The 9,959-nt window shown below is 65.6% G+C and carries 11 protein-coding genes; all 11 read right to left on the bottom strand.

Features of this window, described 5'->3' with window-relative positions; translation table 11 throughout:
• Positions 1–165 precede the first annotated feature (165 nt).
• Complete coding sequence (locus D6Z24_RS19750) at positions 166–486, bottom strand: hypothetical protein (RefSeq protein ID WP_129128337.1); 321 nt, start codon at positions 484–486, stop codon at positions 166–168.
• Between the two features lie 24 nt (positions 487–510).
• Positions 511–1,179 carry a V-type ATP synthase subunit D gene (locus tag D6Z24_RS19745; RefSeq protein WP_129128336.1) on the bottom strand — a complete coding sequence of 223 codons (669 nt, stop codon included), beginning with the start codon at positions 1,177–1,179 and terminating at the stop codon, positions 511–513.
• Positions 1,176–2,498: a V-type ATP synthase subunit B gene (locus tag D6Z24_RS19740; protein ID WP_129128335.1), complete on the bottom strand. Its 1,323-nt coding sequence runs from the start codon at positions 2,496–2,498 to the stop codon at positions 1,176–1,178. Before D6Z24_RS19740 ends, D6Z24_RS19745 begins: the two co-directional genes overlap by 4 nt.
• 3 nt (positions 2,499–2,501) lie before the next feature.
• Complete coding sequence (locus D6Z24_RS19735; protein WP_129128334.1) at positions 2,502–4,121, bottom strand: V-type ATP synthase subunit A; 1,620 nt, start codon at positions 4,119–4,121, stop codon at positions 2,502–2,504.
• Positions 4,118–4,435, bottom strand: a complete 318-nt coding sequence (locus D6Z24_RS19730) for a V-type ATP synthase subunit F (RefSeq protein WP_129128333.1) — start codon at positions 4,433–4,435, stop codon at positions 4,118–4,120. Before D6Z24_RS19730 ends, D6Z24_RS19735 begins: the two co-directional genes overlap by 4 nt.
• Entirely contained in the window at positions 4,432–5,376 is a 945-nt protein-coding gene (locus D6Z24_RS19725) for a hypothetical protein (protein WP_129128332.1), read from the bottom strand. Before D6Z24_RS19725 ends, D6Z24_RS19730 begins: the two co-directional genes overlap by 4 nt.
• A complete protein-coding gene (locus tag D6Z24_RS19720; protein WP_129128331.1) occupies positions 5,369–5,938 on the bottom strand; it encodes a V-type ATP synthase subunit E in 570 nt (189 codons plus the stop codon). Before D6Z24_RS19720 ends, D6Z24_RS19725 begins: the two co-directional genes overlap by 8 nt.
• A gap of 11 nt (positions 5,939–5,949) precedes the next feature.
• Positions 5,950–6,162, bottom strand: a complete 213-nt coding sequence (locus tag D6Z24_RS19715) for an ATPase (protein WP_129128330.1) — start codon at positions 6,160–6,162, stop codon at positions 5,950–5,952.
• Positions 6,163–6,188: 26 nt separating this feature from the next.
• Positions 6,189–8,066 carry a V-type ATP synthase subunit I gene (locus D6Z24_RS19710; RefSeq protein WP_129128329.1) on the bottom strand — a complete coding sequence of 626 codons (1,878 nt, stop codon included), beginning with the start codon at positions 8,064–8,066 and terminating at the stop codon, positions 6,189–6,191.
• 2 nt (positions 8,067–8,068) lie between these two features.
• The gene (locus D6Z24_RS19705; protein WP_129128328.1) at positions 8,069–8,386 is read right to left on the bottom strand and encodes a hypothetical protein; all 318 of its coding nucleotides are present in this window, start codon (positions 8,384–8,386) and stop codon (positions 8,069–8,071) included.
• Positions 8,387–8,541: 155 nt separating this feature from the next.
• Positions 8,542–9,954 carry an ATP-binding protein gene (locus D6Z24_RS19700; protein ID WP_129128327.1) on the bottom strand — a complete coding sequence of 471 codons (1,413 nt, stop codon included), beginning with the start codon at positions 9,952–9,954 and terminating at the stop codon, positions 8,542–8,544.
• Between the last annotated feature and the right edge of the window lie 5 nt (positions 9,955–9,959).

Raw genomic sequence — 9,959 nt, 5'->3', positions numbered from 1 at the left:
TGCCCTGAGGGTCATGGTTGTCACCTCTTGCCAAGGCATGCCCACCTCCAAAGAGGAAAGTCACTTCTTGGTAATAAGTGTCACCCATGTCTCCGAACATGTGTAACCTATGTCTCCGGTCTATACAAAGGGGGGGCAGGGGGGATTTGCCTTCGGCTGTGGATTTCAGCCGGACTCGGAATCGAGGTCTGCGCGCAGGGAGAGCCCGCAGTGCAGGCAGCGGCGCTTGTGGTAGGTGGGGAAGAAGGACTTGATGTGGAAGTAGTTGTCGCAGCTAGGGCACCTGGCGAAGGCGACCAGCATCACGCAGTTCCAGAGCATGATGAACCACACGGTGAAGACGATGGCGAGGGCAGTGTTGGACCCGCTGAGCTCGATGGTCAGCCAGACCTGGGGGAAATAGATCGTGATGACTATCCAGAGCATCTTGCGGCGGCGCCGTATGCTTCTAAGCCCCATGCCGATCTGGTATTGGTTCGTGATCATATCGGTTCCGCCTCTCCCTCCCCTTCACTCCGAAGGGGGGGCGGCACCTTCGGAGCCGGTTCCCTGACGGCGGCGCTCGACCATGAGTTGCTTGAACTGCTTTAGGCGGCAGTACGACTCCCTGTCCCGTTCGCCGATGTATTCGGCGATTCTCCTGACGTCGCTTCGCAGCGACGGGAGGTGCCGCTCCTCCAGTACCCGGATGCGGCGGGAACCGCGCAGGATCTCCTCGCCGATCCGTTTCATCCTGCTTTCGAACATGGCGACCTGCAGCATCTCCGCGAGAATGGCCTCGAAACCGGCTATGCCCTCCTCCAGGTGCGGGTTTGTCGAAAGGTGGTCGTAGCCGCGCCGGTCGGGAGGACGCACCGTTTCCCCGGCCACCATGATCTCCCGGTAGGAAAGCCCCATCACGCTCCGCTCGACTACCTCCACCTCGAGGGGCCTTGCCGTGGGGTACTCCAGCGACGCGACGAATTCCTCCCCCTCGTGCCCCAGGGCCAGATGCAGCCGCGCCAGGGCCCGGCCGTACGCCCCCTTCACCTCATCGCGCGAGCGCAGAAACGGGGCCGACATCGCAAGGAATTCCCGGATCAGGGCGAGCCTGCGCGCCTTCAGGATCGCGACGCTCCCGGAGACCGAGCGGATCTTCTCCCGGGACAGGAGCAGGTTGGTGCGGGTCGGGGGAATCACGTCCCCCTCCCGGCGAACTTCGCCGCCAGGGCGGCCCCCTTGTCGAGGCTCTCCGCGATGGCGCGGCGCTCGTCCCCCTGGTGCACCAGTTCGTGTTCCATCTGTTCCGCGAAGTCCAGGAGGGCGCGGTCCCCCTCGGCCATCCCCTCGCGCCCGACGATCGCCTCCAGCCTGCGCAGGTCGCGCCCTTTAGCGTAGAGCTTGTAAAGCGTGTCGGCTATGGCCCGGTGATCCTCCCTGGTCCGTCCCGCGCCGATACCGCGCTGCATGAGCCTTGAGAGGCACGGGAGCACGTCCACGGGCGGGAAGATCCCCCTGCGGTGCAGCTCCCTGGACAGGACGATCTGACCCTCGGTGATGTAGCCGGTGAGGTCCGGGATCGGGTGGGTGACGTCGTCTTCGGGCATGGTCACCACCGGGAGCATGGTGACCGAGCCGGCGACCCCCTTGATGCGCCCGGCCCTCTCGTAGAGCGAGGCGAGATCGGAGTACATGTAACCCGGGTACCCGCGCCTGCCGGGAAGCTCCTCCCTGGCGGTGGAGACCTCGCGCAGCGCGTCGCAGTAGTTGGTCATGTCGGTGATGAGGACGAGGACGTCCATGCCGTGCGTGAAGGCGAGGTACTCGGCCACCGCGAGGCCAAGGCGCGGCGCGAGGAGCCTTCCCATGACCGGCTCGCCCGCACGGTTGATGAAGGCGACGAAGTTCCCCTGCATCCCCGCGAGGACATCCATGTAGAAGGAGAACTCGTGGTGCGGCAGGCCGAGAGCCACGAAGACGGTGACGAAGGAGCCCCCGGCGGAAAGGCGAGCGTTGCGCAGAATCGCCGCCGCCATCTCCTTGGCGGGAAGGCCGGCGCAGGAGAAGATAGGGAGCTTCTGCCCCTTCACCAGGGTGTTCAGAAGGTCGATCGAGGTGATCCCGGTCTCGATGAACTCCTCTGGGCGTGCGCGCGAGGTCGGGTTGATCGGCGCGCCGGTGATGGCGCCCCATCGTTTCGCCGCGTACATGGGGGCGCCGTCGATGGGGGTGAAGGAGCCGTCGAAGATGCGGCCGATCGCTTCCTCGGAGAGCGGGGCCTTCTTCACCTGGTCGGTGAATACGACGCTCGCACCCAGGCTCAACCCACGGGTCTCACCGAACACCTGGATGAGCACGGTCTCTCCCTCGATCTTCAGGATCTCGCCTTCAACGGTGTCCCCGCCTGGGCAGGCGATGCGGACCACCTCGCCGATGCGCGCGCGGGCGATCCGCTCAGCGAAGAGCAGCGGCCCCCGGATCGAGGCGACGGTCTTGTATATGTGCTCGGAAAGACGCATGGATCACCCCGCTTCGGTGCTCGGCAGTTCGTCCGGCAATGCCCCCTCTTTCAGCCTTGCCAGGGCCGCGTCGTAACGCTCCACCAGTTCCCGGATCAGGGCGACGGTGCGCTCCGGCGGGGAAAAGGCATCGTCGCCGTAGGCGTTCTGACAGAGAAACTCCTCCCTGATGCGCTCGGCCAGCCGCATCAAAAGCCGATCCGCATCCTGCAAACCCTCGACACCCACGATCTCGGCCACCTCGCGCAGGGTCTCCTCACGCTGGAGCAGATCCTGGCAGCGGCCGCGCAGTTCTCCCCATTCCCCCGAGACCTCGCCCGAGAAATGCCGCACCATGTCCGCCGTGTAAAGGGAGTAGCTCTGGAACCAGTTGATGGCGGGGAAGTGGCGGCGATGGGCGAGGGAGGTGTCCAGCATGAAGAAGGCCCCCGCCGTGCGCAGGCAGGCCTGGGTCACCGGCTCGGTGAAGTCGCCTCCCGGAGGGGAGACGGAGAGGATCATGGAGAGGGAGCCCGTCCTGCCGTTGAGGGTACGCACCGTCCCGGCACGCTCGAAGAAGGCGGCGAGCCGCGAGCTCAGGTAGGTTGGATAGCTCTCCTCACCGGGCATTTCCTCGAGGGAGGCGGAGATCTCCCTCAGGGCCTCGGCCCAGCGGGAGATGCTGTCGGCCAGAAGCAGCACGTGGCAGCCGAGATCGCGGTAGTACTCGGCCATGGCGACCGCCGTGTAGATGGAGGCCTCGCGCGCGGCGACCGGCATGTTCGAGGTGTTCGCGATTACCACGGTACGCTCCATGAGCGGTCGATTGCTCCATGGGTCGCTCAGTCCCGCGAACTCCTCGAGGAGTTCCGCCATCTCGTTGCCGCGCTCGCCGCAGCCGACGTACACCACGACGTCCACCGAGGCGAACTTCGCTATGTTCTGCTCCAGGATGGTCTTTCCGGTTCCGAAGCCGCCGGGGAAGATCGCCGTCCCCCCACGTGCCATGGGAAACAGGAAGTCTATGGCGCGCTGCCCGGTGACGAGCGGCAGGGTGGGGGAGAGTTTTTTGAGGCAGGGGCGGGGGTGGCGCACCGGCCAGACGGTGCAGGCGGCGATGCCGCTGCCGTCGGCCATGAGCCCCACACCCTGCGCCGGGTTCACTTCACCCTGCGCGATGGCGGCGATGGTTCCGGATACCTGCGCGAGCACCGGGTGCCGGAAACGTCCTTCGTGCAGCTCGCCCAAGCAGTCCCCGGTGCGCACCACGTCGCCGGGCTTTCGTTCCGATGTGAAGCGGCAGCGCAGTTCAGGGTCGAGCGGGGAGGGGGACGCCCCCGTGGCGATGAACGGGCCGGTGAGGCGCGCGAGGCGCTCCAGGGGGCGCTGCAGACCGTCGTACATCCCGGAAAGGAGCCCGGGGCCAAGCTGCACGGTGAGGGGACGCCCGAGGCTTACGGCGGGCTCGCCCACGGCCAGGCCGCGCGTGTCCTCGTACACCTGGAGGATCGCCCGTCCCGGCTCGAGCCGAACCGCCTCGCCGATCAGGCGCGACTCGCCTACCTGCACAAGGTCGTACAGCCTGAGCCCCGGCAGGTCGACGGCGACCGTCGGCCCCGCTATGCCGAGGATCCGCCCGGTCACGGCGCGAGCCTCACGTGGTAGCCGATCACCCTGCGGATCAGGCGCTGCGCGTAGTCCTCCTCCACCGCACCCTTTTCCGGAGCGGGGAGGACCACCAGCACCCCGAACCAGCGTTTCTCCATCTCCTGCAGGTGCGCTTCATCGATGCCGGAAAGAAGCCGCTCGTCCACGATCACCACGCCGCATTCCGGGTCTTCGATGTGGCGGCGCACCGCGGCCTCCGCCTCGTCGGCAGAGGTGACCGTCTGGGACACCCCGGCCAGGGTGAAGCCAAAGAGCGCGTCAGGAGGCGTTATCACCACGATTCTCTTCATGCGAACAGCTCCGTTGCCGGTCCTTCCTCTCCGAAACTCCCTGCGCGAAAGCGCAGCGCCTTGTTTCTCGCGCGCAGGTGACACTCCCATAGGTAGGCGAGGATGAACGCTTCCCCTGACCGCGTCTCCGCTTCCCTGCGTATCCGGCCGGTCAGTTGGGTCAAGAGCGCATGCTCGACCCTTTCCGGCACCGTATCGGGAGTACCGCGCCGGACCGTCTTGCGCAGCATCCGGTCCAGCCCACTTTCTCCTTTCTCCAGTTCCTCGCACAGACGCTGCCGGGGGATGGCTCCGCCGTCCATGAAGGCGGCGGGGTCGGGGACGCCCCAGCGCAGCTGCTTGGCGAGTGCCACGAGGTTCTTCACGTCGGTCAGCAGGGCGAAGAACAACCCCACAGGCGGGGAAAGCCGATCCCGGCCGACCCCTTCGAGGTAGAGGGAGACCGTCTTACGCTCGTATTCCCGCCCCTTTCCCTCGCGGTACCACGCGGCCAGCTGACGCGCGTCGCTTGCCTGCGCCTGCAGGAGGCGGATCAGGGGGCTCGCGTCCGTAAAGGGAGCACCGGCGGAGGTGAAAAGCCCGCGCACCTCGGGCGAAAGCATGCTCCCGTCAAGGGACAGGGCGACCAGTTCCTTCTCCCCGGACCTCAGGTGCCGCAGCGCGATGAGGATGCTTCTCAGTTCAAACCAGAGGAAATACGGGGCGAACCGTTTCCTGAGGCCCGGGTTCATCTGCCGGTAGACCCAGCGGTACTCTTCGCGCACCCCGTCCGCGCCACGTAGAGCCCCCGGAGGGGACGGCGCTTCCCGTTTGAGGGCGGTTTCCCCGATGCCGTGGTGCCGCGTTTCGAGGCGGGGACGCCTGCTTTTCAACCTTGCCAGAAGGTAGTCCGTGGGGAACCCTTCCGATGGGGACGCCAGAAAGGCTGTGCGGTCATGCATCCGCATCCACCTCCACCTCCTTGAGGATCATCGGGAGCAGTTCGGGCCATCCACGCTCGAGGCGCTTTTCCAGTGTGTTGATGACCTGCAGCTCCTCTCCTGGGGAGACGGCGACAAGTCCCCCGCTGATCTCCCGGTCCGCGACGATGTCCGCATCGGGGAAAAGCCCGGCGGCGAGATCGGCGTCCTGCGGGTTGACCCGGACCATGCGCCACTCCCTTTGGGGAAGCTCGGCCGCCAGGCGCTTGAAGAGTTCCGGGTACCCCTCGTCCCGCAGCGCCGGCAAAAGCTCCACGGAGATGTCCCAGAGCCTTCTGGCGAGCCCGTCGTAGCCCTTCAGAAGGATTAGCCGCGCGGCGCGCCGTGCCGCGGCGTCGCAACGCTGCAGCTCGGAACGTACCTGGGCCTCCAGTTCGCGCCGGTGCGCCTGCCGGACGAGGGCGAGCCGCTCCTGCGCCTCTTCCCTCAGGCGCTGCGCCGAGGCCTCGCCCCTGTCCCTTATCTCCCGCGCCTCGCGCTCCCCTTCAAGGCGCAGGGCGGCCAGCAGCTCTTCCGTTCCCAAGTCCCCTCCCGCTAGCCCGCCAGGATCATGACCGCCACGACGAAGCCGAGGATCACCATGGTCTCCGGTATGGCGAGCATGATGATCACCGTACCGGTCAGTTCGGGTTTTTCCGCGATGGTGCCCGCACCGGCCGCGCCGATGCGCGACTGCGCCCACGCGGTGGCTACGGCCGAAAGCCCGACGGCCAGGGCGGCTGCAAGAGCCAGGTAGCACTTATCCATGTCGACCTCCTGTAGTTTCTGCGGCTCTACTTCTTCAGCGGTTCGAACTTCCTGCCGCCGCTGATCATGAACTTGCTGTAAAACTCCACGTAGTGCAGGCGCAGGGCGTGGAGCGCCGGCGAGAAGACGCCGAGCACCAGGTTTATGGCGTGGAAGAGCAGGGCGAGCAGCACCCCGGCGACCACGTTGCCGGTGAGCCCGGCGAAGCTGTTGGCGACGCGCGCGAGGAGCACCGAGGCGAGCCCGATCGCCATGATCCGCGCGTACGAGACGATGTTGCCGACGTGCTTCATCAGCTCGAGCGGCGCCAGAAGCCCCCCGGAGAAGATGAGCGCCGGTATGAGCGCGAGCAGGGCGAAGACGAGCGGGGGCGCGAAGGCCCTTGGGAAGACCTCGACCAGCGAAAGGATCGCCCCCGCAATGCAGAGGATGGCGGCGATGTTCACCGCCTTGAAAAGGGCCTCCTTCCCGGTCCTGCGCCGCAGCGCCGTGACGACCCCCAGCGCCAGGCCGATGACCACGTGGACCGTTCCGATCGATACGGCCAGAAGGAGCATGGGGAGGATGGCCCGGCGCCTCTCGACCAGGAGCGCCTTGTCGATCCCGAGCAACTGCGCTCCCCACGCGCCGAAACACTCCCCGTAGAGGAACCCGAAGACGATGGCGTAGCAGGAACAGACGAGCAGGATCTTGCCGGCGTCCCGCAGGTCCCCTCCCGGCGCGCGCCTGACTAGGACGAGGGAGATGAGCAGCAGCACGGCTCCGTACCCCGCGTCTCCGAGGATCATCCCGAAAAAGAGCGGGAAGCCTATCGCCAGAAAGGGGGTCGGGTCGAGGGTCGCGTAACGGGGGAGGGGGAGGAGCCTCGCGAAGAGCTCGAAGGGGCGGAGAAACGGAGGGTTGCGCAGGGTGACCGGCACCTGGTCCAGGTCCTGTTCCAGGATCTCCCTGCGCTCGACCACCACGGCACCGGCGAAGCGCCTGCCGGCTTCCTCCTCCAGGCGCTCAAGCTCCTGTTCCGGGGTCCAGCCGTGGATGAAAAAGCACATGTCGCTCTGCATGAGGTAGGGGATGTTTTTCATCAGGGTGAGGCGCTCGTCGAGCCAGTTGCGGACCCCCCTGTAGAGCGCGCCCCACTGGGCGGCGAAAGCCGCGCGTTTCCCGTCGATGGCGCTCAGTTCCACGCCGAGCGCCTCCTTCCTGCGTCGAAGCGCCGTCGCCTTCTCGGCAAGGGGGACCGCAGCCAGCGTCGCAGGCGGGGCGAGTTCCGGCACGTGCTGCTCTCCCAGGGCCGCGCGCACCCTGTCCGCCGCCCCTTTCTCCAGGGTGACGAGCGCCATGAGGGTGCCGTCGTCCGTGTGCGGGGTGGTGATCCCGAAGCGGTTACTGGTGAGGCGCGCCAGCATGCGCACGAACTCCTCTAGCGCGTCGTGGCCGGTTAGCGTCACGGCGATGAATTCGAGGCCGCTTCTGCCGTCCAACCCGGCCAGGTGCGGCTCGAGCGCGTCCAAAACGGCGCCGTAGCGCTCGAGTTCAACCAGCTCCCGCTGCAGCGACTCCCTGGCGCGGCACCACTCGCGGCACACCCCCAGGTGTCTGCGCACCGTCTGGGATACGGAGTCGAGCACGGTGAGCGGTGCGAGGTAACTGCGCCGGGGCTCGCCGCGCGGAAGACAGGCGAAGAGCTCGTCGATCCTCTCTTTCAGCTCCTCGTAGTACATCCGCTCGCCCATGGTTTTGTCGTCCAAAAGCAGCGAGTGCACCTTGTCCCGGTCCTCGACGGGGATGAACGCGGCGCTGTCCGGCTCGATCTGGAAGACGCCGAGTTCCCGCAAAAGCGAGAGGACTTCGACCGCCAGGCCCGCCGGGCCCACGATCTCGACTTTTACCATTCTGGCGATCATCGCTACCGCTCCGGAATGATGCCCCCTATATGGCGCAGCACGTGGCGTTCAAGGAGCGGGGCGGGGAGTTCTGCCAGGCGCCGCGCCTTTTGCCGTGCCTGCGCGATCGTCCGCCGCGCTTTTGCGGCGGCCTCGCGTCGCGCACCCGCCAGTGCCTCGCTGCGCTCGGCCGCGAGTGCTTCCTCTTCCTGCCTGGTTCGCCGGTCCAGTTCCTGCCGAAGCTCCTCCAGCATGCGCTCAGCGGCAAGCTCCTCCGCTTCGAGACCCTTTTGTATCTCGCGCTCCGCAGCAACGACTTTTGCCAGTATCTCGCTATCCATGACGGTTACCTGTTTCCGCCGGGCGCTTTCCGGCCATGACGAAGGGGACGAAGCTCCACGTGCTGGATGACGGTTGGAACCTGCCCCCCCATGCTCAACTCCTTTCCTGTCAGCCTGTTTGCCTGCGGGCATGCTGAACGGATGGCTTTATGTGATCACTCGGCGCCGCCTTTGACGAAGTAGTTGGCGCATGCCATGTCGATGTTTTCCCGGGTGAGCCTCGCCGGGACGCTGTTGTAACGCGACTCCACCACGATCTGCTCGATGAGGTCCCGCGGGTGGCACGCATTGGGAACCGCCCCGTACCTCGGGTAGCACTCGTTCATCAGGTAGTCGAACACCGCCTGGTCGTACGGGACGTCCGCGCCCTGGCACACCATCTTGAATATGAGCTGGAACTGCTCCTTGTTGGGGCGGTCGATGGCGACCTTGTACCTGATCCTGCGCAAGAACGCCTCGTCCAAGAGGCTGTTCGGGTCGAGGTTCGTGGCGAAGAGGACCAGCATGTCGAAGGGTACGACGAACTTCATACCGGTGTGCAGTGTCATGAAGTCGATGTTGCGATCAAGAGGGACGATCCAGCGGTTCAGGATCTGCCTCGGCTCAACCTGCTGGCGCCCGAAGTCGTCGAGGATGAAGATGCCGTTGTTCGCCTTCAACTGCAGCGACGCCTCGTAGTACTTGGAGATGACGTTGAAGTCCAGATCGAGCATCCTCATGGTGAGCTCGCCGCCTACCATGACCACCGGCCTGCGCACGAGGACCCAGCGCTGGTCGACGCTTTCCTGCGGCAGCACCGGCACCACCGGCATGTGGTTCACCGGGTCGTACACCGTGATGATCTGCCCGCCGATGTCGATGGCGTAAGGGACGTACACGAGGTCTTCCGGCACGTGCCCGATCGCCTCGGCGATGGCGGTCTTGCCGTTTCCCGGGGGGCCGTAGATGAAGACCGTCTTGCCCGAAGTGACAGCGGGTCCCAGGCGTTTGAAGAGGTCCTCGCTGCACACGAGATGCGAGAAACCTTGCCGAAGGCTCGCGTCGTTTATCGCCACCGATCTGATCGTCTGCAGTTCCACCATGTTCCGGTAATCCTCGATGGATACGGGCGCCGGGCCCGCGTACCGGCAGAGCTCCATGAGCTCCGAGCTCCTTTTCTGCCCGAGCTCGGTGATCTTGAAGTTGTAGGTCGCCGAGGAGTAGCTGGTCGCTCCCTTGATCTCGACCAGGCGCTCCCGCTTCAGCACTTCGAGCACCGCGCCGATCACGGACAGGGGGAGTTTCACCCGCTCAACCAGGTCCGCCATCCGGAACTCCCCCATGAAGAGGATGTGTTTGGTGATCAGGTCGGCGATGAAGGATGCGTCGAGCCCGGTGTCCTCCACGGTGCGCGGGGGAGGAGGATCCTTCTGGTACAGCTTCTTTATGTCCCTCTCGGTCACAAAGCCGAGGGCGATGAGGTTCTGCCCCAGTCTCCCGCCGTAGTGGCGCTGTCTCTCCACCCCCGCATCAAGCTGTGCCTTCGTTATCACGTTTTCCTTAAGCAATTTTTCGCCGAGTACTAGCATTGGTG

Source organism: Geomonas oryzae (assembly GCF_004117875.1).
GTDB lineage: Bacteria > Desulfobacterota > Desulfuromonadia > Geobacterales > Geobacteraceae > Geomonas > Geomonas oryzae.
The sequence above is the reverse complement of the archived record's forward strand: the minus strand, read 5'-3'. Positions and strand labels throughout refer to the sequence as shown.